The 26,198-nt window shown below is 70.8% G+C and carries 24 protein-coding genes and 1 pseudogene; 16 read left to right on the top strand and 9 right to left on the bottom strand.

The features are described from left to right. Positions 1–16: 16 nt before the first annotated feature. The 5 genes from AC07AG_RS24015 to AC07AG_RS23995 all read left to right on the top strand — a co-directional run bounded on the left by AC07AG_RS24015 (position 17) and on the right by AC07AG_RS23995 (position 6,110). The gene (locus tag AC07AG_RS24015) at positions 17–1,030 is read left to right on the top strand and encodes an ATP-binding cassette domain-containing protein (protein WP_478757507.1); all 1,014 of its coding nucleotides are present in this window, start codon (positions 17–19) and stop codon (positions 1,028–1,030) included. Continuing rightward, on the top strand, positions 1,027–1,878 hold the full coding sequence (locus tag AC07AG_RS24010) for an ABC transporter permease (RefSeq protein ID WP_478757506.1): 852 nt from the start codon (positions 1,027–1,029) through the stop codon (positions 1,876–1,878). Before AC07AG_RS24015 ends, AC07AG_RS24010 begins: the two co-directional genes overlap by 4 nt. A 131-nt stretch (positions 1,879–2,009) precedes the next feature. Next, positions 2,010–2,864, top strand: a complete 855-nt coding sequence (locus AC07AG_RS24005) for a hypothetical protein (protein ID WP_478757504.1) — start codon at positions 2,010–2,012, stop codon at positions 2,862–2,864. 137 nt (positions 2,865–3,001) lie between these two features. Further along, entirely contained in the window at positions 3,002–4,033 is a 1,032-nt protein-coding gene (locus tag AC07AG_RS24000) for an endonuclease/exonuclease/phosphatase family protein (RefSeq protein ID WP_478757502.1), read from the top strand. Positions 4,034–4,133: 100 nt separating this feature from the next. Further along, positions 4,134–6,110, top strand: a complete 1,977-nt coding sequence (locus AC07AG_RS23995) for an FUSC family protein (protein WP_478757500.1) — start codon at positions 4,134–4,136, stop codon at positions 6,108–6,110. A gap of 250 nt (positions 6,111–6,360) precedes the next feature. Here the strand turns inward: AC07AG_RS23995 and AC07AG_RS23990 are convergent, their stop codons facing one another. Then, entirely contained in the window at positions 6,361–7,656 is a 1,296-nt protein-coding gene (locus AC07AG_RS23990) for an SGNH/GDSL hydrolase family protein (protein ID WP_478757498.1), read from the bottom strand. Positions 7,657–7,816: 160 nt separating this feature from the next. Between AC07AG_RS23990 and AC07AG_RS23985 the strand changes: the two genes are divergently transcribed. Further along, the gene (locus AC07AG_RS23985) at positions 7,817–8,728 is read left to right on the top strand and encodes a LysR family transcriptional regulator (RefSeq protein WP_478757497.1); all 912 of its coding nucleotides are present in this window, start codon (positions 7,817–7,819) and stop codon (positions 8,726–8,728) included. Positions 8,729–8,797: 69 nt separating this feature from the next. Next, a complete protein-coding gene (locus AC07AG_RS23980) occupies positions 8,798–9,427 on the top strand; it encodes a MarC family protein (RefSeq protein WP_478757495.1) in 630 nt (209 codons plus the stop codon). 21 nt (positions 9,428–9,448) lie between these two features. Here the strand turns inward: AC07AG_RS23980 and AC07AG_RS23975 are convergent, their stop codons facing one another. The 4 genes and pseudogenes from AC07AG_RS23975 to AC07AG_RS23960 form a co-directional block, all read right to left on the bottom strand. Next, entirely contained in the window at positions 9,449–11,290 is a 1,842-nt protein-coding gene (locus tag AC07AG_RS23975; RefSeq protein WP_478757494.1) for an alkyl/aryl-sulfatase, read from the bottom strand. Continuing rightward, the gene (locus AC07AG_RS23970; protein ID WP_478757492.1) at positions 11,287–12,615 is read right to left on the bottom strand and encodes an ion channel protein; all 1,329 of its coding nucleotides are present in this window, start codon (positions 12,613–12,615) and stop codon (positions 11,287–11,289) included. Before AC07AG_RS23970 ends, AC07AG_RS23975 begins: the two co-directional genes overlap by 4 nt. Continuing rightward, positions 12,612–14,354 carry a SulP family inorganic anion transporter gene (locus tag AC07AG_RS23965; RefSeq protein ID WP_478757490.1) on the bottom strand — a complete coding sequence of 581 codons (1,743 nt, stop codon included), beginning with the start codon at positions 14,352–14,354 and terminating at the stop codon, positions 12,612–12,614. Before AC07AG_RS23965 ends, AC07AG_RS23970 begins: the two co-directional genes overlap by 4 nt. Positions 14,355–14,560: 206 nt before the next feature. Next, positions 14,561–14,956 (bottom strand): annotated as a pseudogene (locus tag AC07AG_RS23960) (DUF7144 family membrane protein); the annotation flags it as partial. A 157-nt stretch (positions 14,957–15,113) separates the two neighbouring features. Here AC07AG_RS23960 and AC07AG_RS23955 point away from each other — a divergent pair. The 5 genes from AC07AG_RS23955 to AC07AG_RS23935 all read left to right on the top strand — a co-directional run bounded on the left by AC07AG_RS23955 (position 15,114) and on the right by AC07AG_RS23935 (position 20,518). After that, the gene (locus AC07AG_RS23955; protein ID WP_478757489.1) at positions 15,114–16,469 is read left to right on the top strand and encodes a DUF1254 domain-containing protein; all 1,356 of its coding nucleotides are present in this window, start codon (positions 15,114–15,116) and stop codon (positions 16,467–16,469) included. Next, a complete protein-coding gene (locus AC07AG_RS23950; RefSeq protein ID WP_478757487.1) occupies positions 16,462–17,142 on the top strand; it encodes a GAP family protein in 681 nt (226 codons plus the stop codon). Before AC07AG_RS23955 ends, AC07AG_RS23950 begins: the two co-directional genes overlap by 8 nt. Before the next feature lie 183 nt (positions 17,143–17,325). Further along, on the top strand, positions 17,326–18,177 hold the full coding sequence (locus tag AC07AG_RS23945; RefSeq protein ID WP_478757486.1) for a helix-turn-helix domain-containing protein: 852 nt from the start codon (positions 17,326–17,328) through the stop codon (positions 18,175–18,177). Further along, positions 18,137–18,415 (top strand): DUF397 domain-containing protein, encoded by a 279-nt coding sequence (locus AC07AG_RS23940; protein WP_478757484.1) that lies wholly within the window; start codon positions 18,137–18,139, stop codon positions 18,413–18,415. Before AC07AG_RS23945 ends, AC07AG_RS23940 begins: the two co-directional genes overlap by 41 nt. 54 nt (positions 18,416–18,469) lie before the next feature. After that, on the top strand, positions 18,470–20,518 hold the full coding sequence (locus AC07AG_RS23935) for a hypothetical protein (protein WP_478757482.1): 2,049 nt from the start codon (positions 18,470–18,472) through the stop codon (positions 20,516–20,518). Here the strand turns inward: AC07AG_RS23935 and AC07AG_RS23930 are convergent. Continuing rightward, positions 20,515–21,492, bottom strand: coding sequence for an SGNH/GDSL hydrolase family protein (locus tag AC07AG_RS23930; RefSeq protein WP_478757480.1), 978 nt, complete (start codon positions 21,490–21,492; stop codon positions 20,515–20,517). The genes AC07AG_RS23935 and AC07AG_RS23930 overlap by 4 nt on opposite strands. 270 nt (positions 21,493–21,762) lie before the next feature. Here AC07AG_RS23930 and AC07AG_RS23925 point away from each other — a divergent pair, with 270 nt between their 5' ends. Continuing rightward, positions 21,763–22,146, top strand: a complete 384-nt coding sequence (locus AC07AG_RS23925) for a nuclear transport factor 2 family protein (protein ID WP_478757478.1) — start codon at positions 21,763–21,765, stop codon at positions 22,144–22,146. Positions 22,147–22,204: 58 nt separating this feature from the next. Here the strand turns inward: AC07AG_RS23925 and AC07AG_RS23920 are convergent, their stop codons facing one another. Next, a complete protein-coding gene (locus AC07AG_RS23920) occupies positions 22,205–22,570 on the bottom strand; it encodes a PH domain-containing protein (protein WP_361050966.1) in 366 nt (121 codons plus the stop codon). Between the two features lie 242 nt (positions 22,571–22,812). Between AC07AG_RS23920 and AC07AG_RS23915 the strand changes: the two genes are divergently transcribed. The 3 genes from AC07AG_RS23915 to AC07AG_RS23905 all read left to right on the top strand — a co-directional run bounded on the left by AC07AG_RS23915 (position 22,813) and on the right by AC07AG_RS23905 (position 24,451). After that, positions 22,813–23,286 carry a carboxymuconolactone decarboxylase family protein gene (locus AC07AG_RS23915; RefSeq protein ID WP_478757476.1) on the top strand — a complete coding sequence of 158 codons (474 nt, stop codon included), beginning with the start codon at positions 22,813–22,815 and terminating at the stop codon, positions 23,284–23,286. Positions 23,287–23,357: 71 nt separating this feature from the next. Beyond that, positions 23,358–24,050 (top strand): TetR/AcrR family transcriptional regulator, encoded by a 693-nt coding sequence (locus AC07AG_RS23910; RefSeq protein ID WP_478757474.1) that lies wholly within the window; start codon positions 23,358–23,360, stop codon positions 24,048–24,050. 146 nt (positions 24,051–24,196) lie between these two features. After that, complete coding sequence (locus AC07AG_RS23905) at positions 24,197–24,451, top strand: hypothetical protein (RefSeq protein WP_478757916.1); 255 nt, start codon at positions 24,197–24,199, stop codon at positions 24,449–24,451. A 168-nt stretch (positions 24,452–24,619) separates the two neighbouring features. Here AC07AG_RS23905 and AC07AG_RS23900 read toward each other — a convergent pair whose 3' ends face one another. Continuing rightward, on the bottom strand, positions 24,620–25,291 hold the full coding sequence (locus AC07AG_RS23900) for a nucleotidyl transferase AbiEii/AbiGii toxin family protein (protein ID WP_478757472.1): 672 nt from the start codon (positions 25,289–25,291) through the stop codon (positions 24,620–24,622). Then, the gene (locus tag AC07AG_RS23895) at positions 25,288–25,635 is read right to left on the bottom strand and encodes a transcriptional regulator (RefSeq protein ID WP_478757470.1); all 348 of its coding nucleotides are present in this window, start codon (positions 25,633–25,635) and stop codon (positions 25,288–25,290) included. The genes AC07AG_RS23900 and AC07AG_RS23895 overlap by 4 nt, the downstream gene beginning before the upstream one ends. Positions 25,636–26,198: the final 563 nt, after the last annotated feature.

The following is a 26,198-nucleotide window of genomic DNA, read 5'->3' as shown; positions in this document are numbered from 1 at the left end:
GGAGAGGGCGTACGACATGAACAGCGTGGCCATCGAGACCGCGGGCCTGGTGAAGACCTTCGGCGACAACCGCGCCGTCGACGGCGTGGACCTCACCATCCCGTCCGGCACGGTCTACGGCCTGCTCGGCCCGAACGGCGCAGGCAAGACCACCACCGTGAAGATGCTCGCCACCCTGCTGCGCCCGGACGGCGGCGATGCCCACGTCTTCGGCCACGACGTCGTGCGGGAGGCCGACGCCGTACGCAGCAGGGTCAGCCTCACCGGTCAGTACGCCTCGGTCGACGAGGACCTGACCGGCACCGAGAACCTGGTGCTCCTGGCCCGCCTCACCGGACACGGCAAGAAGGCGGCCTACAGCAGGGCCGGGCAGCTCCTTGAGGCCTTCGGCCTGAGCGACGCGGCCACCCGCCAGGTGAAGAACTACTCCGGCGGAATGCGCCGCCGCATCGACATCGCGGCGTCCATCCTCAACACCCCCGACCTGCTCTTCCTGGACGAGCCGACGACGGGCCTCGACCCGCGAAGCCGCAACCAGGTCTGGGACATCGTCCGCGCGGTCGTCGCGCACGGCACGACGGTCCTGCTGACCACGCAGTATCTGGACGAGGCCGACCACCTCGCGTCCCGCATCGCCGTCATCGACGACGGCAAGGTCATCGCGGAGGGCACCAAGGGCGAGTTGAAGGCGTCGGTCGGCGCCGGCTCGGTGCACGTACGGCTGCGGGACGCGGAGCAGCGTGAGGACGCCGCGAAGGCGCTGCGCATCGCGCTCGACGCGGAGGTCCAGCTGGAACCCGACCCGGTCGCCCTCACCGCCCGCGTCGGCAACGGCGAGCGCAACGGCACGGACGCCGCCGAGAAGGCATCGCGCGCCCTGGCCGAACTGGCCCGCTCCGGGATCACCGTCGACAACTTCTCCCTCGGCCAGCCCAGCCTGGACGAGGTGTTCCTGGCCCTCACCGGCACCGCTCATCACGCGACGGACATGGCGGCGAAAGACATGGCGGAGAAAGAGGCAAAGGCATGAGCACCGCGACCACCACATCCGAGGCCCAGGACCTGGCGCCCGTAAGGACCGAGTCCCTCGCCGAACTGCTCATCGCCGGTGACCGGCCGCAGCGCCCCAGCGCGGTCTCCGCGTCCCTGACGTTCGGCTGGCGGGCCATGCTCAAGATCAAGCATGTGCCGGAGCAGCTCTTCGACGTGACGGCTTTCCCGATCATGATGGTGCTGATGTACACGTACCTCTTCGGGGGCGCGCTCGCCGGATCGCCGAGCGAGTACATCCAGTACCTGCTGCCCGGCATCCTCGTGATGTCCGTCGTCATGATCACGATGTACACGGGCGTCTCGGTGAACATCGACATCGACAAGGGCGTCTTCGACCGCTTCCGCACGCTGCCGATCTGGCGCCCGTCGGTGATGGTCGGCTACCTCCTGGGCGACGCCCTGCGCTACGCCATCGCGTCCCTGGTCATGCTGGCCGTCGGCATGATCATCGGCTTCCGTCCGGACGGCGGCGTCCTCGGCGTCCTTGCCGGAGTGCTCCTCCTCATCGTCTTCTCCTTCGCCTTCTCGTGGGTGTGGACGATGTTCGGTCTCCTGCTGCGCACCGAGAAGTCGGTGATGGGCGTCAGCATGATGGTGCTCTTCCCGCTGACGTTCCTGAGCGACATCTTCGTGAAGCCCGAGACGATGCCGGGCTGGCTGCAGGCGTTCGTGAACAACAACCCGATCACCCATGTCGCCTCCGCGGTCCGCGATCTGATGGCGGGTACGTCGCCGGGCTCGTCGCTGGTCTGGGCGCTGGGCTGGGCGGTGCTGCTCGTGGCGGTCTTCGGCCCGGTGACGATGCGCCTCTACAACCGCAAGTAGCTGCAAGCGAGCAATCGCACAGCAGGTAACCGCACAGCAAGTAACCGCAAGGGGTGGTTCCGGCCCCGTCCTTGCCCCGTATGCACTCGTCCCGGTCGCGCCCCACGTGACCGGGACTTCTGCTGGGGGACGTGTTCAGACGCCCGCTGTCCGCCGTCCTGCTGGTCCTCGCCGTCCTCCTGGTGCCGCTCGGTGCACTCTCCACCTGGGCGAAGTACGAGATCGAGGACGCCGACGCGTACGTGGCCACGATGGCGCCGCTGGCCTCCGACCCCGACGTGCGGGACGCGGTGGCCGGTGCGGTCACCGACTCGGTGATGAAGGAGATCGACGTGGGCCCGCTGCAGGGCACCGTCGAGTCCTTCGTACGGGACGCTGTGCGGTCCTTCACCGAGACGAAGGCGTTCAGGACGGCCTGGAACGCGGCGAACCGCGCGGCGCACGACGCGGTGCAGGACGCGCTGAGCGACCGTTCGGAAGGCGGCGCGGTCGCCATCGACCTGGCGCCCATCACCGAGCAGGTCAAGAAACAACTGACCGATGACGGCGTGCCGTTCGCGGACAGCATCCCGGTCACACACACCGAGGTGACGCTCATGGAGTCCTCGGACCTCGGCCCCTTCGGGAAGGGATTCCACATGCTCCAGATGGCGGGCCTCTGGCTCCCGGTCGCGGCGGTGCTCCTCGCCGTGGCCGGCATCCTCCTCGCGGTGCGCCGCCGCCGGGCGATCATCCGCACGGCCCTCGGCGCGGGCCTCGCGGGGGCGGTCCTTGCGGTGGCGGTCATGGTGGGCCGGGGCCTGACCCTGGACGACCTGCCGAAGGATGTCTCGCGCCCGGCCGCGGAGGCGGTCTACGACGCGTTGACGCACTCCCTGAGCGTGGCGGGGTGGGTGATTCTGGGGGTGGGCCTCGCGGTTGCACTTGCCGCGTGGCTGCTTCGGCGCCGGAGACCATCCGGCAGGTCCAGCCCGGCCGGCGTGTGAGACCGCCTTGCACGGGGGCCAGGGGGTGGAGCCCCACGGTTTCGGGAAGGGGCGGGATCGGGGAATGCAACCCCCGCCCACCTCCCGCCGTCTCTAGGGGAAGATTCGGCACAGACCCCGGACGGAAAGGCCGCCCCTTGGACAGCGTGACGGCAGCGGCGGCGGCCCCCACGGGGGACTGGCCCGAGCCGCAGGCGAGGAGGCGCCCCCGTCAGCGCCCCTCCGCCTGGCTGGCCGCTCTCCTCCTGGCCGCCGTCAGCACCATCCTCGGCTTCCGGATCGCGGACTCCGACGGCTTCACCCCCGTACCGCAGATCCTCGCCTTCCTGCCCCTCCTCCTCGCCCCGACGGTCGCAGGTCTCCTGCTCGCGGCACTCGCCCGCTGGCGCGTCGGCCTCGTCTGGGGAGTCGTCGCGCTCGGCGGCATCGCCTGGTTCCTGGAGCCGTACGGCAAGGCGGACGACCCGCGGGGACCGGCGGTCGCCGACGTCCGCGTCATGGCGTCGAACGTGGAGTTCGGCCGGGGAACCCAGGGCCTGGTCAAGGCGGTCCGCAAGGAGAAGCCGGACCTCCTGTTCGTCCCGGAGTGCGACTACACCTGCTCGGACACCCTGCGCGACGAACTGCCCCGCTCCGACTACCCCTACCGCACCGCGAGCGAGGCGGGCGGCGCCGAAGGCTCGGTGATCGTCAGCAAGCTGCCCCTGAAGAAGGCGAGCGGCCTCGCGGGCACCCTGGGCATGCCGGGAGCCGTGGCCGAGCTGCAGGACGGTCACCAGGTCCGCGTCCAGCTCGCCCACCCCATGCCGCCGCTGCCCAAGCAGCTCGGCACCTGGCGCACCGAACTCGCCGAACTCCGCGACTACGCAGCCCAGGGCAGGCGCGCGAACCGCTCCACCATCATCGCGGGCGACTTCAACGCCACGCAGGACCACGCGGCCTTCCGCGACATCCTGGACACCGGCGGCGTACGCGACGCGGCGGCCCTCTCCGGCTCCGCCCGCACCCCCAGCTGGCCCGCCGACCTCATGTCGCCGCTCGGCACCCAGATCGACCACGTCCTCGCCACCCCGGACTTCTCGGCCAAGGACGCCCGCTTCCTGGAGATCGGCGACACGGACCACCGGGCCCTGGTGGTGGACCTGACGCTGCACAGGCCGAACGGCTAGCACACAGGCCGGGCCGAACGGCTAGCACGCAGGCCGGGCGGACCGGTAAAACGCAGGTCAGGCGGGGCAGAGCGGCAGCAAGGGCGGCGATAATGGCCGCATGCCCCGCCGCGATTCACCCGCACCACCGGGCCCTCTGAGCGCCCTCGCCCCACCTCCCTGGCTGGTCAGGACGCTCGAACCGCAGGCGGCGCCGATCCCGTGGGCGGCCGTGGCACGCGCGTCCGTCGCCATGTCACTGCCTCTCCTGATCGGGCTCGCGGCGGGACGGCCCGAGTACGGCGCGCTCGCCTCCATGGGCGCACTCTCCGGGGTCATCGGCGACACCGCCGACGCGTACCGCATGCGGATCTTCAACATCGCGGTCCCGCAGCTCTTCGGGGCGCTCGGCGTCACCATCGGCTCGCTCGTCTTCGGGCACGGCTGGGTGGCGGTCGGCGTCGTCACCCTCGTCGCGCTGGTCTCCGGGATGATGTCCACGATCGGCGCCGTGGCGTCCGTGTCGGGTCTGCTCCTGCTGCTCAACTCCGTGGTGGGGGCGGGGCTTCCGATGCCGGGTCAGTGGTGGCTCGCCCCCGTCCTGATGACCGGTGGCGGCCTCCTGGTCCTGGCCCTCGCCCTCCTCGCATGGCCCTTCCGGTCCGGCATCCCGGAGCGGGCCGCCGTCGCCGGGACCTACCGCAGCGTGGCGGCGCTCCTGGAGGCGGCGGGCACGGAACGGTACGAGGAGGCGCGCGCCGAGGTGACGGCCTCCCTCAACACGTCGTACGACCTGGTCCTCGCGCGCCGCACCCGCTCGCACGGCCGCAACCCCGATCTGGTGCGCCTGATCGCCCAGTTGAACGCGATCACGCCGGTCGTCGAGGCCGCGCCCGCCGCGCACCAGTGCGGGGTTCCGATGCCGCCGGAGTTCCCCGCGGAGGTGCGGCGCCTGGCGGACGCGGTGGCATCGCCCCGGGACGCGGACATCCCGGCCCCCGAGCTCCCCGCACCGCCGGACCCCTCGGCCGACGCGGTCGACCACGCCCTGCGGCACGTGGCGGAACTCCTCAACGACGCCGATCCGCACGGCATCGTGACCATCAAGGACGACAGCGACGACCGCCTGGGCAGCCCGGCGGCCCTGCGCGTGCGGGCCCGCAGAGCGGCGCGCAACGTGATCCTGTCGAGCGCGTCATGGCGCTACGGCCTGCGTCTCGCCCTGTGCATCGGCATCGCGCAGTCGCTGGTGTCACTGATCGAGGTGCCGCGCTCGTACTGGGTGGCGCTCACCGTCACGTTCGTGCTGAAGCCGGACTTCGGCTCGGTCTTCTCGCGGGCGGTGCTGCGGGCGCTGGGCACGGCGGCGGGGCTCGTGGTGGCGGCGGCGGTCCTGTCCCAGGTCCCGCGGGGCTGGTGGGACGTGCCGGTGATACTGGTCCTGGCGTCCCTGATCCCGGCGTTCACGCCGAGGGGCTACGGCTACCAGACGGCCGCGATCACCCCGGTGATCCTGCTCCTGTCGGACGTCCTGAACCACCAGGGCTTCGGACTCGTCGTGCCACGCCTGGTCGACAGCCTGATCGGCTGCGCGATCTCGCTGGTGGCGGGGTACTTGCTGTGGCCGGAGAGCTGGCACACGCGGATCGGCGACCGCCTCGCGGACACGGTGGCCGACACGGCGTCGTACGTGGAGAGCGCGTTCGGCACGGCGGTGGACGCGGCGGCGCGGGCGCGGATGCGGCGCGGCCTGTACCGGGACCTCTCGGTCATCCGGACGGAATTCCAGCGAGCGCTGACGGAGCCGCCCCCGATGGGGGCCAGGGCAGCGGCGTGGTGGCCGCTGGTGATCGCGGTCGAACGGATCGTGGACGCGACCACCGCTGCGGCGGTCCGGATCCGCCATGGGTCGGAGGAGCCGACGCTGACGGAGGTGGGGGAGGTGGCCCGCCAACTCCGGGAGCTGTCGGAGGGGTTGAGGGGCTCGGAGATCCTGGAGGAGGTGCCTGCGGAGTTCACCGGGCCGCAGGAGAGTGTGCTGGAGCCGTTGCGGCAGGAAGTCGTCGCGGCGCGTGCGATTGCCTCGCCGCGACGGTGAAGGGGTGCGGGTTCAGGCGGTCCCTGCGGGGCTTTCCCCAATCCCACCCCTTCCCGAAACCATGGGGCTCCGCCCCCTGGACCCCCAAGAGATGTCCTCAAACGCCGGACGGGCTGGATAGTTCCAGCCCGTCCGGCGTTTGAGGACGAACTCGGCGAAGCCGGTGATGACGGCCACCAAGGCCCCCGCGCCAGAGCGGCCCGCGGCGGAGCCGCCAATGGATACAGCCGGGAAGGGGCGGGGTTGGGGACTAAAGCTCTTCGAGGTCCACAGCCTCTGCCATCGCCCGATACCCCGCGTCATTCGGGTGCAGATGATCCCCACTGTCGAACTGCGGAGCAATCCGCTCCCCGTCCGCGGGATCCGCGAGAGCCCGGTCAAAGTCCACGTACGCGTCGTACTCCCCCGAAGTCCGCACCCACTCATTGAACTCATCGCTCACCTTCGCCGCCCGCTCCCCATAGTGATCAGACCCCCCGAGCGGCAACAACGTGGCCCCCACGACCCTGACCCCCTTCGCCTTCGCAGCCCGGATCAACTTCCGGTGCCCCGCGATGAGTTCCTCAGCACTCACCTTCGGCGCAGGCTTATAGGTAGGCGTATCGCTCTCGCTGAACCCGATGTCGTTCAGCCCCTCAAGAACGACCACCGTCCCCACCCCCGGCAGGTCCAACGCGTCCCGCCCGAAGCGAGCCGTACCCCTCTCCCCGTACCAGGCCGAGTCGTTGAGCACGAGATTCCCGCCGATACCGGCATTCAGCACGGGCCGAGGCGTCCCCGCCTTGGCCAGCCGCTCGGCGAGGGCGTCGGACCAGCGCCGGTTGAGGTCGGTCGAGGAGGCGAACCCGTCGGTGGTGGAGTCACCGAACAGAACAACACCCCCACCGCGGCGCGCCTTCTTGCCGGCGACATCCACCCCCGACAGGAAGTACCAGGACTCCGTCGACTCGTCGAACGCCCCCGCCCCCGTGTCCCCGACATGCTCCCCGTCCGCCCGATAACTCGTCGCGAACGACTGCGCGTGGAAGGTGGCGGGGCCGGTCGTGCGGGAGAGATACAAGGTGACGGTCACCGACTCGAACCGCTTCAGGTCCAGCCCCGCCTCATCACTCGACAGCTGCCCGTGCGCCGGTATCTCCACCGACCGCCTCCCCCCGAACGTCAGCCGCCGTACCGACCCTTCCTCGATCGCCGCCCCCTTCTTCGTACGCGCGATGCTCGCCCCGGCGATGTGCAGCGGCGAGGTGCCGTACGCGTTGGAGAGGCGGATGCGGGCTCTGTCGCCGCCCTCCGTGACGCGTACGACCTGGCGCAGGGTCTGACCGGAGAAGCCGTCCTCCGACCAGTTGGCCTTGAAGCCCGTACTGGCGCGCTGCGGCGACGCGGCCCAGGCGGCCGTCCAGGCGGGCCCGGACGGCCGCGACCCTGCCCCCGAGCCGGAGGCGTGAGCCCCGGTGACGGCCAGACCGGCGGTCAGGGCGAGCGCGGCAGCGGCGGCGACGAGAGAGGTACGGGTACGGGTATGGGTACGAGTACGCGAAAGCATGGGAATCTCCGAGGAGTTGAGGAGGATGTCGATGCCCGGGGAAGAGAAGAACCGGACTCCTCCAAGATCCGCCCCCGTCACCCCCCGATCAACGACGATCCATGAAACGATCGATGCGCTCAGACTTATCGATGCAGGTCAGGGACGGGGTGGCAGCGGAATGGAACGCCAGGAGCTGGAGACTTTCCTGACTCTCGCCGAAGAACTCCACTTCGGCCGCACCGCCGAACGCCTCCTCCTCTCCCAGGCCCGCGTCAGCCAGACCGTGAAGAAGCTGGAGCGCAAGATCGGTGCCCCGCTCTTCGAGCGGACCAGCCGACGTGTCGAAATGTCGCCGCTCGGAAGGCAGTTGTACGACGATCTCGCCCCTCTCCACATCCGCATGGAAGCCGCTGTCGCCCGCGCCCAGGACGTGGCCCGCGGCGTCGAGGGCGAGTTGACCGTGGCCTTCCTCGGGTCGGGCGCGGGCACGCTGACCTCCGCGATCCTGGCGACGTTCCGCGAGCGCTGCCCGGGATGTGACGTCCGGATGCGGGAGACCCAGTTCGGGGACCCGCTCGGCGCTCTCCGTAGCGGCGACGCCGACGCGCTGTTCACCTGCCTGCCCGTCGAGGAGCCGGACCTCACCGTCGGGCCCGTCGTCATCAACGAACCCCGCATGCTCGCCGTGCCGCTCGGCCACCGCCTGGCCGGGCGCGACAGCGTGTCCCTCGAAGAACTCGCGGGCGAGACCTTCTTCGGTGTCGTCAATGGAGCGCCCGCCTACTGGTGGGACTTCCATGTCCCGCCCCGCACGCCCAGCGGCCTCCCCATCCGCCGTGGTCAGTCCGTCGCCGGGTTCCAGGAGCTGATGACGCTGGTCGCCACGGGGCAGGGTCTTTCGCCGGTCATCGCGTCCGTGGAGAAGTACTACTCACGGCCCGACATCACCTTCGTACCCCTGACGGACGTCCCGTCGGCCGATGTCGCGCTGATCTGGCGCACGGCCGCCGAGGGGACCCCGCGCCTGGAGGCCTTCGTCCGCGCGGTGCGCGACACGGTCGCGGCGAACGGCGGCCCAGCCCCCTTCTAGGCGCGCCCGCGCCCGCGTTCCAGGCGCGCCCGCCGCATTCGGGGCGCCGCGCGGTACAGGATGCCGTGCGTGACCGCTGCCCTGACGTACTCCGCCGCCTTCATCACCTTCTTCTCCGTCGTCGGCCCGCCCAAGGTGCTGCTCGCCTTCGGCGGCCTCGCGCAGAACCATCCGGTCCGCGAGCTGCGGATGATCGCCCTCGTCTCGTCCGGGGCCGCCGTCGTGGTGGGCCTCATCGCGGGGTTCACCGCGCCGTGGCTCCTTGAGCTCTTCCACATCTCCACGCCCGCGCTCCAGCTCGCGGGCGGCGTCATCTTCTTCATCTACGCCGTGGGGCTCGTCCTCGGCGTCCACCTCGGCTCGGACCGCGCGGACCAGGACGCGCCCGATCTCGTCAGCGGCGTACGCGAGTTGCTGATGCCGTACATCGTCAGCCCGCTCGCCATGACCGCCGTCCTGATCGAGGCGGCGGCCCGCGACACCTGGACCTGGCGGTCCACGGTCGTCGGCGCCTACGTCACCGTGATCGCCCTGGACCTGGTGTGCGTGGTCCTGCTCGCGCGCGTCCTGCGCGGCACCCACCACGCCACGATCGAACTCTTCGGCAGGCTGCTCGGCCTGCTGCTCGCCGCGGTCGGCGTCGACCTCGTCCTGGACGGGCTCTCGGCGCTGGGCGTACCGGGACTGGAGCGTGAGTGAGCCTCGAACGCCGGTGACGCCTCAGGGCGTGACGATCGCGAACGAAGGGTCCGGCTTCGTCACCACCGCGAACAGCCGCTTGAGCAGCTCCGGGTCGCCCTCCACCGCGATCCCGTCCAGGCCCTTCCCGTCGAGGCCCTTCCCGGCCAGGACGCCCAGGAGCTGCGGCTTGGTGAGGGTCAGCGTGAGACCCGCGCCGGAGGCGGCCTGGGACTCGCGGTGCGTGAGCGCGCCGTTGTGCAGGTTCAGGCGGCGGCGGCTCTGCTCGTCGGTGAGGACGAGGTCGATGACGAAACTCTCGTCCCAGGCGCGGGGGCCGTCGACGTTGACCGCGATCGAGTCGATCAGCTGCTCGGTGGTGAGCGCCATCGCCATCTCTGGGTTGGACATGTCCAGTTGGACCCTGCCCGTGCCCTGGCGGAGTTCGAGCGCAGCGGTCAGATAGAAGTTGCGCCAGGTGCCGTTCTCGGCGCCGTGTCCGAGCCGGTCGTAGACCCCGGCCAGGGTCTCCTTCGCCGCCGCGTCGCCGGGGTCGGCGAACACGATGTGGTTGAGGAGTGTGGCGGCGAAGCGCAGGTCGCCGTCGGCCGCGTACGCGCGTGCCTTGGTCAGTGCCTCGTCCGCGCCGCCCGCCAACTCGACGTACCGCCGGGCGAGTTCGACCGGCGGGTGCTCCCACAGGTGGGCCGCGTTGCCGTCGAACCAGCCCAGGTAGCGCTGGTAGATCGCCTTGACGTTGTGGCTGACCGAGCCGTAGTAGCCGCGCGCGTGCCAGGCCTTCTCCAGGGCCGGGGGCAGCCGGAACTCCTCGGCGATCTCCGGGCCCGTCAGGCCCTGGTTGAGCATGCGCAGGGTCTGGTCGTGCAGGTAGGCGTACAGGTCGCGCTGCTCGGAGAGCATCTTCACGACGTGCTCGCGGCCCCAGGTCGGCCAGTGGTGCGAGGCGAATGCGACGTCGTACGTGTCGCCGAAGAAGCCGATGGCCTCGTCCAGGTAGCGCGACCAGATGCGGGCGTCGCGCACGACCGCGCCGCGCAGGGTCAGGATGTTGTGCATGTTGTGCGTGGCGTTCTCGGCGAGGCACAGCGCGCGGCGGTCGGGGAAGGAGAAGTTCATCTCGGCCGGCGCCTCGGTGCCCGGCGTGAGCTGGAAGATGATGCGTACGCCGTCGATGACTTCTTCCTGGCCGGTGCGCGTGATGTCGACGGTGGGCGGGATGAGGGTCAGGGTGCCGGTCGACGTCGTCATGCCCAGGCCCGCGCTGATCTGCCCTTCGGGGGCCTTCGGCAGGCTGTCGCCGTACATGAACATCGCGCGGCGCGACATGGCCGGGCCCGCGTAGACGTTCTCGCTGACCGCGTGCTCCAGGAACCCCTCGGGCGCGACGATCGGGATGTCCTTGCCGCTGCCGCGCGGCAGGACGCCGCGCGCGCCGCCGAAGTGGTCGCCGTGCGAGTGCGTGTAGATGAGGCCGGTGACGCGGCGCTCCCCGCGGTGCTCGCGGTACAGGGCCAGCGCCGCCGCCGCGCACTCGGCGGAGATCAGCGGGTCGATGACGATGACGCCGCTCTCGCCCTCGACGAGCGTCATGTTGGACAGGTCGAGGCCGCGGACCTGGTAGATGCCCTCGGTGACCTCGTACAGGCCCTGGCGCGCGCAGAGCTGGGCCTGGCGCCACAGGCTCGGGTGGGCGGTGTCGGGGCACTCGCCCTTGAGGAAGCCGTAGGCGTCGTTGTCCCAGATGACCCGGCCGTCGTCCGTCCGTACGACGGCGGGCACGAGGGCGCCGATGAACCCGCGGTCCGCGTCGGCGAAGTCGGCGGTGTCGTCAAAGGGCAGGTCGCTGGTGGGGGCGGCGCTCATGAGGCGGGTCCATTCGACGGAGCGGCGGGGCCAGGGGGGTCGGCGGGGGCCGCGGAACCGGACGCGGCAGATCCGTCCATCTTGTGCGGTTCCTCCTCGATCAGCATGTCGGGACGCCCGGTCACCAGCAGCCAGGCGGGCAGGGCCGCCACGCACAGCAAGGGCAGCAGGTCGAGGTCCGGCACGACGACGGCGGCCGTGAACAGGCTCAGCCAGCCCTGCCGCGTCGTGGCGAGCAGGACACCGAGGATGGCGCAGCTGATCGCCAGGGCGGGCGGCACCGCGTCCACGAGCGCGTGCGCGAACATGCCGAGGGCCACGCCCACGAAGACGGCGGGGAAGATGCGTCCGCCCCGGAAGCCGCAGGAGGCGGCCACGCAGAGCGCGAGCAGCTTGACCACGGCGAGCAGCAGCAGGTTGCCCGCGTCGTGGTCGGAGGCGTGGTCGGTCAGCTCCTTCATCTCGTCCAGGCCCTTGAAGAGCGTGAGGTGGCCGCCGAGCGCGCCCAGGGCGCCGAGCACGAGACCGCCCATGGTGAGCATCAGCACGGGGTGTCCGAGCTGGCGGAAGGCGCGGTGGAGATACGGGAAGACGTACACGGCGCAGAGGCCGACGACCGCCGCCGCCGAGCTGATGACCATCGCCGAGAGCACGTCGCCCCAGTGCGGCCCGTCGTACGAGGGGACGTCGATCTCGAAGGTGGGGTGCGCGATGAGCACGGTGGTCAGCGACCCCGCGCCGGCCGAGACCAGCGGCGCGAACAGCCGGTCCCACAGCGGGCGCGGGTCGGGCGGTCCCGCCACGGTCTCGGAGAGGATCAGGGCCGCCGCGACGGGCGTCCCGAAGAGCGCTCCGATGGTCCCCGCCGCGGCGAGCGCGACCCAGTCGGCGGCGGGTGTGCGGGGCATCGCCTTCATGCCGAGCGCGTAGGCGAGGGCGATGTTGATCGCGGTGATCGGGTTCTCCGGGCCGAGGCTGACGCCGCCCGCGAGCCCCACGATGACGGCGAGCGCGATGCCCGGCAGGATCCGCACGGGCAGCGGCGGATCGACGAGCCCGAGCGTCGCGGGGTCGGGCCCGGCGTGCCCCGGCATCTTCCACACCAGCAGCCCGACGACGAGACCCGCCGCGGTGAGCATGGCGATGATCCAGCCCGCCGAGGTCCCGGAGACCCCGACGGCGTCCGGCAGCGTGTCCCACAGCAGGTCCTGGAGCCGCTCGGCGACGAAGCTGAGCAGCAGCAGGACGAGGCTCGACCCGACGCCGATGAGCAGCGCGGGCAGGACGAGCGGGAGCAGGGCGCGGGCCTGCGGGGGCACGGTCACGGGGTCTCCCGGTGCGGTGATGTGGGGGTGGCGGGGGCAGCGGGGCCGCCGGGGGCGGTGCGGGCCGCGGCGATCGCCTTGTCCAGCGGCGCGAACAGTTCCGGCTCGGCGGGGACGATGCCGCCGTCCCCGAGCCGCGCGGCCAGGCCCGACTTCTCCAGGAGCCGCGCCAGCGGAGGCTGCACGCCGACCAGGACGAGCCGCCCGCCCTGCGCGGCGAGTCCGGCGGCGTACCGGTCGAGGAGCTTGAGCACGGCCGAGGAGGGCACGTCGGGCAGGGCGCGCACGACGAGCATGAGGACGCTGCCGCGAGCGCCTTCGACTTCGGGCAACTCCCCCTCGATGCGAGGCAGTTCGGCAAAGAACGAAGACCCCGCGTAATCGAGGACGGTGATCTCCCCCGGAGTGAGCCGGTCCGGCGGCGGCCCCCCGATGGCCCACAGCCCTCCGGCACCCCGCTCAAGTCGGACGAGCTTCCCTTGCCGCGCCGCCTGCGCGCAGTACAGCAGCAGCGAGAGCACCGCTCCGATCACGATGGCCTGCTGGAGCGGGAGTTGGGTGGTGGCGAGGAACGTCAGGATCATGGCTCCCGCCGACATCCACGACGTACGCAGCACGAGCAGGATGTCGTGCCGCTTGCCCCAGATCAGCTCGCCGCCCACCACGAGGATGAGCCCGCCGATCACCGGCATCGGGATCCGCTCGGCCAGCGACCCGCACACCAGGACCACCAGGGCGAGGAAGACCCCGGAGATCACCCCGGCCCACCGCGTCCGCGCCCCCGCGCTCACCGCCACCCCCGTGCGCGAGAGCGAACCGCCGCTGGGCAGCGCCTGGAAGAGACCGCCGAGGGCGTTGGCGTACCCCTGGGCGCGGAAGTCGCCGTTGACGTCGGAGCGGCTGCCGTCCGGGTTCGGCATGGACGGGGCGATCCCCGCGGCCTGGGCGAGCGCGACGAGCGCCACGGAGAAGGCGCCGCCGATCAGGTCGGGCACGGCGGAGAAGTCCGGGGCGGAGAAACCGGGAAGGGCACCCGGGATGTGGGCGATGTCCCGCACGAGCTCCACATCGGTGGCGAACACGGCGACGCCCACCGCGACCACCACCATGGCGATGAGCAGGGCGACGGGCTCAAGCCGCTTCACCGCACGCGCGAGCGCCCAGACGACGACCGTGACGACGGCGACGAGGGTCGCGGCCCCCTCCCAGTCACCGGCGTGGACGAGCCAATCCTCCACCTGCACAAGCTTGTTGTGGCCCTCGGGCTTGTAGCCGGTCGCGTCCTTCAGTACGCCGGTGATGATCTGCAGCGCGATACCGGTGGAGAAGCCGGTCATCACGGCGTTCGACACGAAGCTGAGCACCACGCCGAGCCGCAGCAGCCCCATCAGGAGCATGACGACGCCGACCATCAAGGTCAGCGTCGCGACGTTCCCCGCGTCCTTCGGGTCGAGCCCGGCATCGGAGAGCACGCTCTGCGAGGTCAGGGCGATGGCGCTGGTCAGGGTGGTGACCATGAGGACGGTGCGGGCGGTGAACGAGCCCACGATCGCCGGTACGACACCCGCGTAGAGCCCGGCGACCGGATTGAACCCGGCGATCGCCGCGTACGCCATGCCCTCCGGGATCGAGAAGAGCCCGGTCACCATCCCGGAGCTGACATCGGCGGGCCGCGGGCGCCCGATGGACGGCCAGGGACGCCTGACGGACGGCCAGGGGCGGCCGGGCTTGGTGCGCACGGCCGCCCCTGCCCCGCGTCCGGTCAGGTTCCGGCGGGCGGTGTGCGGTCAGGGCTGCCGATGGGCCCGGGGCCGGGCGCGGAGGGCGGGTTGCCGCCGCCGGAGCCTTCGGCGAACGGGCCGGGTCCGGAGGACGTGCTCCTGGCACCCCAGCCGCCCTCGTCGCCCGACGGGCCGCGATGGCTGCCGTGGCCCGCGTGCCGGTCCGAGTGGTCCGTGCACAGCGCCCAGACGACGAAGATGCCGATCGCGATCGAGATCAGCGCCCAGACGGGCTGGTAGGGCAGCCACAGGAAGTGCACGACGATGGCGATCGAGGCGAGGGCGACACCGCACGCCTTGCCCCAGGCCGCGCCCTTGAGGATGCCGTAGCCGACGACGACGAGCAGGATGCCCAGGATCAGGTGGATCCAGCCCCACGTGGTGAGGTTGAACTTGTAGACGTAGTCGCCGATGCGTGCGTAGACGTCGTCCTTCGCGATGCCCGCGATGCCTTCGAGGATGCCGAGGATGCCGTAGACCAGCATCAGGACACCCGCGAACATCGTTCCGCCGGAAGCCCAGGGGCTCTCGCCTCGCGGGCTGCTCGTGTTGCTGGCCATGTTGGGGCCACCCCTCTTTCTGTCAAGGAACTCCGAGCCTGTGACGGGCCACGGCGGTGGGCGAGCGGGCGGGGGCCGTTCGGGTGACCCACCGGGGCCCGTCACAGCACGCGGTCCGGGAATGCAAAAGAGGGCAAAAGGTGCGAATTTGTACACCATGACGGAACCAGTCACGCACCAGGACCACCCGACCCCCGACGAGGCACGCGAGACGGCGGCCGACGCCTGGATCTGGGGCTTCGCGCTGCTGGAGAACTACCGGACGATGTATCCGCAGGCGATCGACCCCCAAGACCCGCGCTACGTGGGAGGGTTCGGCACCTTCCGTCACTACTCGGAGCCGTTCACCCCCGCCAACACGGACGTGGTGACCCCGAACAACGACACGCCCTACTCCTGGGCCTGGCTCGACCTGCGCGCGGAGCCATGGGTGGTGTCCGTCCCCGCGGTCGACCGCTACTACGTCCTCCCCTTCCACGACCTCGACACGTCGTACGTCGGTTTCGTCGGCGCCCGCACCACGGGCCAGGAAGCGGCCGACTACCTGATCACGGGCCCGGGTTGGCGGGGCGAGATCCCGCCGGGCATCGCGGACGTCCTGCGGGCCGACACCTTCCTGGTGGGCTGCCTGGGCCGCACGAGTCTGGCCGGGGCCGACGACGTGGAAGCCCTGCGCGCCATCCAGGAGGGCTACCGCCTGCGGCGCCTCTCGGAGTACCTGGACGCACCGGCGCCGCACCCGGCGGAGGAGCCCGTCTGGCCGACCTGGCGCGAAGAGGACCTGGAGAGCGTCGAGTTCTTCACGCTCCTGGACTTCCTGCTCCAGTTCTTCCCGCCCCTGGAGGAGGACCGCGCACTGCGCACCCGCCTGGCCGCCCTCGGCGTGCGCGGCACGGGCGAGTTCGAACCCTCCGCCCTTGGGCCGGAGACCAGGCAGGCGGTCGAGCAGGGCATCGCGGACGCCGGCACCCGCCTGGAGGAGGCGAAGAAGGACGCCGTCGACTCCACGGGCTGGTTCGGCACACGGGCGGAACACGGCACCGACTTCCTGACCCGCGCGGTGGGCGTCGCCAAGGGCCTGTACGGACTCCCGTCGGCGGAGGCCTGGTACGCGGGCTGGGCGGAGGACGACCGGGGCAATCGCCCGCCGGACGCCTCGAAGCACGCGTACACGGTCCACTTCGCCGCCGGATCGCTGCCTCCGGCCCGCTTCTTCTGGTCGGCGACGATGTACCGGCTTCCGGAGCGGCTCCTGGTCGCCAATCCCATCGACCGCTACTCGATCGGCGACCGGACGCAAGGCGTCGTCCACGACGACGACGGAGGCCTGACCCTCCACGTCCAGCGGGACGCCCCCACCGACCCCAAGCAGGCGGCGAACTGGCTGCCGGCCCCGGACGGCCCCTTCACGATCGCCGTCCGCATCTACGGCCCCGACTCCTCGGTCCTGGACGGCAGTTGGCGTCTGCCGCAGCTGACGGTGGCGGACCCGAAGGCGGGCACGCATGGGTGACGCCATCGGCCAGATGCTGGCCTCCGCGGTCGGCATCGCGATCAGCCCGCTCCCGCTGATCGCGGTCATCCTGATGCTGGCGACACCCAAGGGCCGCGCCAACGGCATCGCGTTCACCGCGGGCTGGGTCCTCTCGCTCGCCGCCCTGGTGACAGTGATCGTCCTGGCGGGCTCGGGCGCGGACGCGTCGGGCGACGACGACGGCCCGGCCACCTGGACCCTGTGGCTGAAGCTCGCCCTCGGCGTCGTGTTCCTCCTGATGGGCCTGAAGCAGTGGAAGGACCGCCCTCGGGAAGGCCAGGAGGCCAAGCCGCCGGGCTGGATGGCGGCGATCGACCGCTTCACGCCGGGCAAGGCGGCGGGCCTTGCGGCGGCGCTCGCGGTCGCCAACCCCAAGAACCTCGTCCTCGCGGTCGGCGGCGCGGTCTCGATCGCGTCCAGTACGGCGGGCACGGGCGGCAAGGTGGTCGCGGCCGTCCTGATGGTCGTGATCGCCTCGCTCTGCACGCTGCTTCCCCTGGCCGTGTACGTCTTCGGAGGGTCCAGGTCCGCGAAGGTGCTGGGCGAGTGGAAGGCGTGGATGGCGGCGCACAACGCCGCCATCATGATGGCGGTGCTCGCGATCCTGGGGGCGAAGTACGTCGGCGACGCGGTGGCTGGCCTCGCGGCCTGAGGCTTCGGCCCGACGCCTCAGCCCGACGCCTCAGCCCGACGCCTCAGCCCGACGCCTCAGCCCGACGCCTCAGCCTGACGGCTGAGTTGGGTCATTCCGGTCACCGGTGTGGAGTTGGCTGGTTACGCTGGGCTACGAAGTGCTCGTACGCCGTGCGGCGTTGGCAATGGGGGTGGCCCTCGCGTGCCGAACAACATCCGTGACCTCGACCCCAGCGCATCACCACTGGACTACTACGGCTCGGAGCTGCGGCGCCTGCGGGAGGCGGCGGGGCTGAAACAGGCGCAGTTGGGGAGCTGCATCTTCTGTACGGCGTCACTGATCGGCCAGATCGAGACGGCGAAGAAGGTGCCGACGCGGGACTTCTCCGAGCGGGTGGATGCGGCGCTCGGGACTGATGGGGTGTTTTCGCGGTTGGTGGGGCTGGTGTTGCGGAGCCAGTTGCCTACGTGGTTCCAGCAGTACGCGGAGCTTGAGGCTCGGGCTACGTACATCTCCACGTATCAATGCCAGCTGGTCTACGGGCTTTTGCAGACGGAGGGGTACGCGCGGGCGGTGCTCGGCGTGGAGCATACGGACCGTCTGGACGAGCTGGTCGCGGCGCGCATGGAGCGGCAGCGGATCCTTGGCCGGGGCAATCCACCGGCCTTGTTCGTCGTGCTCGACGAAGCGGTGCTGCATCGGGAGATCGGTGGGCGCAGCATCATGCGAGACCAACTGAGCCACTTGTTGGACTTCCGCGACACTTCCTGGCTGCACCTTCAGGTGCTGCCGTTCTCGGTGGGCCAACACGCTGCTGTGATGGGCTCGTTCAACCTGCTGCGTTTCGTCGATGACCCTGACTTGTTCTACTCGGAGAGCTATGACTCGGGCCATATGACTGCCAACCCACAAGTGATCAGGGAGCGTTCGCTCGGTTACGCTCGCTTGCAAGGCGCGGCCCTCTCACGGGAGGACTCAGCCACGCTGATCGCTCGTGTGATGGAGGAACGCTATGGGGACCGGCCAGAACCTGACAGGCGCGCAGTGGCGTAAGTCGTCCTACAGCGGCAGCAGTGGCGGCGACTGCATCGAATGCGCCCCCCTCGACGGCACAACGTGGCGTAAGTCGACGTACAGCGGCTCCGGTGGCGGCGAATGCATCGAATTCGCCCCCTGCCAAGGGACCATCGCCGTCCGTGACAGCAAGAACCCCGAAGGCCCCGCCTTCACCACCACCCCCCGCGCCTTCGCCACCTTCGTCGAGGCCGCCGCCAACGGGACCCTGAGGTAACTCCCGGGCCCGGAATGGCCGGTTCGCGCTTAACCTCCCCTGGGGGGTGGGGAGATGAGCGCGGCAAAGCTGTGGCGGCCGTTTCTCCTCGGGGTGGCCGTGACGCTCGCCGTCGCCGCCGCGTACCCGTGGTGGTCGGGCCGTACGGGAGATGAGTTCGGCACGGCGGAGTGGTGGCTGCGCGCGCTGCCGCTGCTCGCCGCGGCCCTGCTGGTCGCCGCGCAGCTCGTGCCCGGCGTGGGGCGGCGACGAGGGACGGCCCTCGCCGCGAGCGCCGCGGGCTCCGCGGCCGTCGCGGGAGCCCTGCTCTTCGTCACCTGGAGCCGTGCGGACGAGATCGCCGCGGGCCGCAGCGAGGACAAGGCGATCGAGGCCGCCAATCAGTGGTGGTGGGGTGCGACGGACCGCGAACTGCACGCCGTGCTCACGGCGTGGCCCCAGGCCGCACCCCTCGCGACCGCGCTCGCGGCGGCCGTGGTCGCCGTGGCCGCGGTGTTCCTGGCGTGGCGGGACCGGCCGTGGCTGGACGTGGACGCGTACGCGGAGGCGGCGGACGGCGACGCACTGCGGCGCAGGCTGCGCGGCGGCACGGCGTGCGTGCTGGCCGGGGTCCTGGCGGGGGGACTGCTCTCCGTGGCGTCCGTCGAGGGCGCCGAGCGGATCCGGGACGCGCGGGTCGAGGCGCTGGGGCCCTGGTGGGGCGATTACGCGGAGTCGGAGCCGGTCGCCGCGTCCCGCCTGCACAAGGGGTCCCATGAGGTGAGGTCGTCCGGCTACCGGCCGGGGGCACCCGCACGGCCGGGCCGGATCGCCTGGCAGCGCACCTTCGACGGGCCCGCCGCGCTCAGCACATGCGCGTACGAGGGGCGCGAGCGCGGCACGCTGGTGGCCCTTGAGGAGGACGACCGCGCCGCACGGGTCACCGGACGTGACGCGCGTGACGGCAGCCGGCGCTGGAGCTTCACCGTCCGTACCTCCGAGCGGGTCGAACTGATGCAGGTGGCGGTGAGCGAGGGCTGCTCGGTGCTCGTCCTGATCGGGTCGATGCTGGTCAGCCTCGACTCGTACACGGGGCGCGAGTGGGGCGCGACGGTCCTGCCGATGCCGGGACCGAAGGGCTGGAGCTTCATCACGTCCTACCGGCAGCCCGCCGCGCCGCCGAGGATGGTGACCCTGGCGGACGCGAGTCTGGTCCATCTGGCCAGTTCAGGCGGGGGAGTTGTCGCCGTCCGGCGGGACGGCGCGGAGCTGCTCGCCCAGAGCAGGGGCATGGGGGCGGGCTGCGCCTACCTCGTCGACTACGCATCGCCGGACGACCCCGGATCGCTCCTGGTGGAGCGCTGCGGATGGCGGAACGTCCTGGTCACGCTGCCGCGTTCCGAGCCGGATCCGGCCTATCCCCCGGACGAACCCGACTACCGAGCACCGGACTTGCCCCTCCTCTTCGAGCTGTCGGACGTCGAGGTCACGTGGCCGGACGGCTGCGAAGAGGGTCAGGTGGAGTGGATACGGGCACGGGGGAACGGCGCCGACGTGGCGGGAACCTGGCGGTGCGGCAAGGGGAAGTCCCTCAAGCGCACCTACGCCACGCGCCGGTTCGTCCCGTCGGACTCCGTCTCCCGCAGGGAGTGGGAGCGCGTGCCCGCCGCGCGGGCCCCGCTCCATCCGGCCGTCGAGCTGCGCAACGGCGTGTTCGCGACGGCCGTCGGCGATGCCGTCCGCGTCGGCTGGGGCCCGCTGGAGAGGGACAAGGCCCACTCGGAGGTTCCCGAACGCGGCGACCGCGTGGCGGCGCTCGACGGCTCGGGCGGCCCCTGGAAGCCGGAGACGAACCGCAATGCCGTGCTGGCCCTCGGCGCCTCAGGGCTGCTCACCGCCCTGGAGTTCCGGCAGGAGCGGACCGAGCCACCGGCGAAGCCCGACGTCCGCATCGACCTGAGGACCAAGGGTTCCACGACCGTCGCCCGCACCCCCTGCTCCGGAACCCGCGACCTGCTGGCCGACCCGGACTCGGCGACGGCCCTGGTCCTGTGCCGGGGCGACGACGGCCGGACACGCGTGTCGGCGGTGGTGGACGGGAAGGGCTTCGAACCCCGGCGCTAGGAGGCCCTGGCCACGGCGCGCGTGATCTCGGCGGCGATGCGCCGGATGCCGGGTGAACGGGTGGGGCAGGGGCGGGACTTGGGTGTGGTGGGCGCAAGGCAGAAGTGCAGGTAGTCGTCGCTTCGGTGCAGGGCGGTGCGGCTGCGGCCCGGCTCGGTGCAGTACGCCGGGTTCTCCGTCTCGTACGTCGTGCACGGCAGCTTCTCCACCCACTTGTGCCGGTCCGACGCCGGGCTGACCGCGCGGCCCGCGTCGGCGACGATCCCGCCGGAGGCCCGCGCCTGCGCCTGGTAGACGGCGTCGACGCGGCGCACGCGGTCGGGCGTGATCGGGTCGGGCCCCTGGAGCACCCACACGATGCGCGGCTTGTCGCCGCCTGGGGCGGCGTCATGGATCTGCGAGGCCAGCGCCTTGGCGTCGGCGGCGTACCGGTCGAAGTACTTCTGCCGCGCCTTGTCGTACGTGATGCCGTCCATGCACGGCGTGTAGCCCCACGCGTTGCCCCAGAACTGGAGCACCACATAGTCGGGCCGCTCGGCCCGCACCAGCGCGGCGGCCTTGTGCTTGTCGGGGACGAGGGAGTCCTTGCCGGTGCCGTCGAGGTAGTCGCAGAGGGTGGTACCGGAGTAGGGGGCGCTGCGGTAGCGGGCGCCGAGCTCCGAGCGCAGGAGATCGCCGAGGACGTTCTGGTTCTCCATGGCGAGGGAGTCGCCGAGGTAGAGGACCTTGGGGGACTTGCCGGTGCGGTCGCGGGGCTTCTCGGCCGCCCGCTGGCGGGTGGTCGAGGAGGGCGGCGGGGCGGAGGGCTCGGCCGGTTCCTTCGACGGACGGGCCGGTTCCTTCGACGGCCCGGCGGCCCGCGTGACGTCGGGGGTCTGCGGGACCTCGTCCGACGCGCCCCCTGACCCGGGGTCGCCGCACGCCCCGAGGAGCAGCACGGCGGCCGACACCCCACCGATCCACGCCTTGCGCATACGCCAACTCCCCTTCAGGCGACCGAAATAGCCCCCAAGGCAAGCACAGTCGCACCCGCGTGAGAAGAGACGGGGTGACGCTTCCGGCCCCGCATTACCTCGGACGTAATCGACCCGCGCAGGGCTGCCGGGCAAGCTCAAGTCATCGCACGGAGCACCCGGATGACGGGTGACGACCCGAATGACGCCCCCGGGTGACCAACTGAACGAGCAACCGCATGACCAACCGCATGACCAGTCGAACGACCGAGCCGCAGGAGGCAGAACGCCATGACCGCACACGCCACGTCCCCGTACGAGACCGCTGTCGCCCGCTACTTCGAGGCCTGGAACGCGGAGGGTGCCGATGAGGTGACCAAGGCCGTGGCCGCGGCCTGGAGCGAGGACGGCAGCTACACGGACCCGCTGGCCGATGTCTCCGGGCACGCGTCCATCGCCGCCGTGATCGGCGGGGCCCACGAGCAGTTCCCGGGCTTCGAGTTCCGGCGGACCGGCGCGGTCGACGGCCACCACGACATCGCGCGCTTCGGGTGGGAGCTGGTGTCGGTGGCGGACGGCTCCGCGCCGGTCGCCGGTTTCGACGTCATCGCGCTCGCGCAGGACGGCCGTATCCGCACGGTGCACGGATTCCTGGACCGCGTGCCCCAGGCCTGAATCCGGCCGGGGGCACGCCGTCCGTCGCCCTTGGCGGCGAGGCTCGACTACGCCACGCCTAGCGCGCCACGTACTGCGTGAGGATCGCCTGCACCTCATAGATGTCGACACCCTTGGTGAAGGTCTTCGCGATCGGCTCGGGGGTGCCGGAGATCCAGATCTTGAGCTCGGCGTCGAGGTCGAAGTGCCCGGCGGTCTCCACCGAGAAGTGGGTGATGCTGCGGTACGGAACGGAGTGGTACTCGACCTTCTTGCCGGTTATCCCCTGCTTGTCGACGAGGACGAGGCGGCGGTCGGTGAAGAGCATGGTGTCGCGGATCAGCAGGAACGCTGCCTGGACCTGCTCGCCGTGGCCGAGCAGGCGGGCGTAGTCCTGCTGTGCGGTCATCGGATCGATCGTGTGCGCGTTTCCGAACAGTGCCATGAGAGGCCCCCCAATGCGTCGAACTCCTGCGAACTCCTGCGAACCCGGCTGAACTCACAGGATCTTCAGACTGTAACGCGCGGAACTTGACGTCCGGTTCAGGAAGAACGGCGAGACGCAGGTCACATCTGGCGGTGTCACGTCTCGCCCGTCAGGTCCGTCAGTGAGGTGTAGCCCGCAGAAAGCGCGCCAAACGGCACAGCGGCATGCGGCACAGCGGCACAGCGGCATAGGAGCCCACCATGGAAGCTCGCCTCGACCTCTTCGGTAGCCCGCTCGCGGGCAAGGTCCTGAAGCACATCAACTCGGCCGGCAAGGTCATCTCCGACTCGACGCTGCCCGCGGCGACGCAGGAGCTGGTGAAGATCCGCGCGAGCCAGATCAACGGCTGCGGTTTCTGCACCGACATGCACACCAAGGACGCGACGCACGCGGGCGAGACCCCGACGCGCCTCAACCTCGTCGCCGCCTGGCGCGAGGCCAAGGTCTTCACGGACGCCGAGCGCGCGGCCCTGGAGCTCACGGAGCAGGGGACGCGCATCGCCGACGCGGCCGGTGGTGTCACGGACGAGGCGTGGGCGAATGCCGCCAAGCACTACGACGAGGAGCAGCTCGCCTCCCTGGTCTCGCTGATCGCCCTCATCAACGTCTACAACCGCGTGAACGTCATGGTCCAGCAGCCGGCCGGGGACTATCAGCCGGGCCAGTTCGCATGACGGTCACGCGTCGCGGGGGAGAGCGGCAGTAGCATCCCTACCGGGGAGCACTCCCCGGTAGGAGGGTGACGATGACCGGCGACTCGCACCGCGCGACGCCCCCGCTGCGGCCGCAGCGGCGCGACGCGCGGCGCAACTGGGATCTCCTGGTGGGGGCGGCCCGCGAGGTGTTCGCGGAGCAGGGCCTCGAGGCGCCGCTGGACGTGATCGCGCGCAGGGCGGGAGTGGGGAACGCGACGCTCTACCGGAACTTCCCCACCCGCGCCGCCCTCATCGACGCCGTCTTCCATGACCTGCTGACGGGCACGATGGCGGTCGGCGAGCAGGCGCGCGCCGCGCCGGACGCCTGGGCGGCGCTCAACGACTACCTGCGGGCGGTCTTCGTCACCCTGGCCGCCGACCGCGGCACGAACGACCTCATGACCACGCACCTGGAGGGCATCGAAGCGCTCCAGGCAGTCCACGCGCACAACCGCGAGACGATGGAGATCCTGCTGGACCGGGCCCGCGAGCAGGGCACGATCCGCACCGACGCCACCACGGAAGACGTCCTGTTCGCCCTCGCGGCCCTGGGCCGAGCCATCCCGGCCCTGACGACGGCAACAACCCCCGACACCTGGCACCGCCCCCTGACCCTGCTCCTCGACGGCCTACGCACCTCACGACCCACCCCACCACTACCGGGCACGGCCCTGACGGAGGCCCAACTCGGCGACGTACTAAAGGAATTGGGCCCACACCGCGCGCCGCGCAACACAGGCTGAGTCAGCACGGCACGCCGAACGGCGGGGCGACGCAACGGGCGGAGCCGTTGTGCAGCGCTCGGCCGCCCTCGAGCGAGCACCAGGAGCCAGAACCCGTGCCCGACCCCGCACCCCGCAAGCCCCGTGCGACGCCTGGCGGCAGGCCGGTGACGGGGGGCGCGAGCCCTCCGGCCGACGATCATCAAGGAGGCGCCAAGCGCAAGGCCATGAGCGAGGCCGAGATGATTCGCCAGGGCATCCATCCCGCGGCCATGGCGAACCGGGACTGGGACGAGCCGTTGTTCTCGCGCACCTTTGAGGGAGCTGGGCGTACGCCGTCCAAGGCCGAGGTCCGCGACACGGTCGCCGACGCGGTGCGCTGCGAGACCGATTCCGGGTCCGGACCTTGCCGCGGCGTGTGAGCTGAGCCGGGAAGCCGGCACCCGCTCTGGCGCCTTCGCCCCCGGAGGGCTACTGCTTGCCCGTGCCGACGGGGTCCACCATGACCTCGCCGTCGGCGCCGACCGGGAGGTTGAGGGACGCAAGGTTGGCGACCGTCGTTCGTGGTCGCACGGCGCGCCTTGAGGCCCTCAGTCCTCGTCCGGAGTCGCCAGCTCCTGGGCTCGTTCACCGATGTCGTCGGCCCACGATTGCGCCCACCGACGCAGCTCAGTGATCGCTGGGTCGTCGAGCCCGTAGGCGCCGAACTCCGTGTCGTCGATCCAGTCGGCCCCGCTCAATCGGGCTTGAAGCTCGCACAGGTCGAAGGAGTCACGGGCGTGGCGACGTCCGAGCTCCTCCAGCTCAATGCGGCTCCAGCGGTCCGCCGCGGCTTGTACGTCGACCAGATCCCTGGCGAGTCCCCGGTCGGCCAGTGCGCGAACCTTGGTGCCGACGACATCTTCGAGAGACAGCACCAACCCGTGCTCGGTGCGAACAGGGGGTCGCCACAGTGTCTCCTTGAGGACATCGACCTCGCACTCCTCACGGCTGGCGGGATCCGTGACGATGAGCCGCGCCGACAGCGGATCGGTCTCCAGAGCTCGTACGCGCCAGCCACGCTTCTCCAGGCCGGTGCGTACGGCAGCGGCAATATCCTCCATGCGCTCCGGGTTCTCGGTTGCGACATCGAGATCCTGGCTGAGGCGGTTGACCAACCCGTGTGCTTGGACCGCATAGCCACCGGTAAGCGCCAGAGGGTAGACACCGCCCACGTCGAGGACATCCGCAAGCAAGCGACGGTGTAGATCCGTGAGGTTCACGCAGCGGCCTGGGCTTCGTGAGCCAGCTCGTCGAAGGAGCTCTCCCACACCTCCCGGACATCACGGCTGACCAGTGTGCGCAGCGTGGGCCAGAGGCTGACCAGAAGGTCGCGGTTGAGGAATTGGACCAGATCATCGCGTAGCCCCTCGGCCAGGACGATCCTGTAGTAGCTCATCCGCAGCCGCGGCTGGTCGAGATCGAACGTGGTCAGCCCCGACCACGCCAGATGCAGCGGAAGGGAGACCGTGCCGTGCTGAGGCCCGACGAGTTCGGAGAGCGCGGCAGGCGCACGCCGAGCGAACTTTGCACGGCGAAGATCGGAGAGACCGGGCTGTGTTGCCATACGTCGATTATCCAGGAAGAGCCGGAGGCGGGCTCTGTGATCCGCGGACTGACACACGCTCTTCCCAGGTATCCCACCGCGCATCATGAACTCGTTCAGGCTGCGACGAACCACCACAGCACACTCGCCGCAGCCTCGTCTGCGAAGCCGACGCGGTCAACGCGCAAGGTGTGGAGGGGTGTTGAGGCCGAAAGTGGGTCCAGCGGCGGTCGGCTTCCGGCAGGATTGAACAGCGCCGGCAAGGTCGAAGTCGGGTTACCCCCGTGGCCTTCCGGGGAAAGATCTCAAGTGCATCTCGGTGAGTCGGAGGGGGCTGCTCATGAGTGGTACATCAGGGTCGCGTGACGACAGGACAGAGCCGGCGCCGCCGCCCGAGCGCGGCTCCGGTCGCTTCAGTGACGATCCCCCTGATCCCCTGGCCTCGATGCTGGCGAAGGTCAACAAGGGGGAGCGCATAGCGGCTCCCGGGGACAACGCGGGCGACGAAGACCGTGACCCTCAGGACGAGGAATGGCGGGAACACGATCGGCACGGCCGCTATGCGCAGGGGCGTCGCCGGAGGA

Source organism: Streptomyces sp. NPDC044044 (assembly GCF_056434405.1).
The sequence above is the reverse complement of the archived record's forward strand: the minus strand, read 5'-3'. Positions and strand labels throughout refer to the sequence as shown.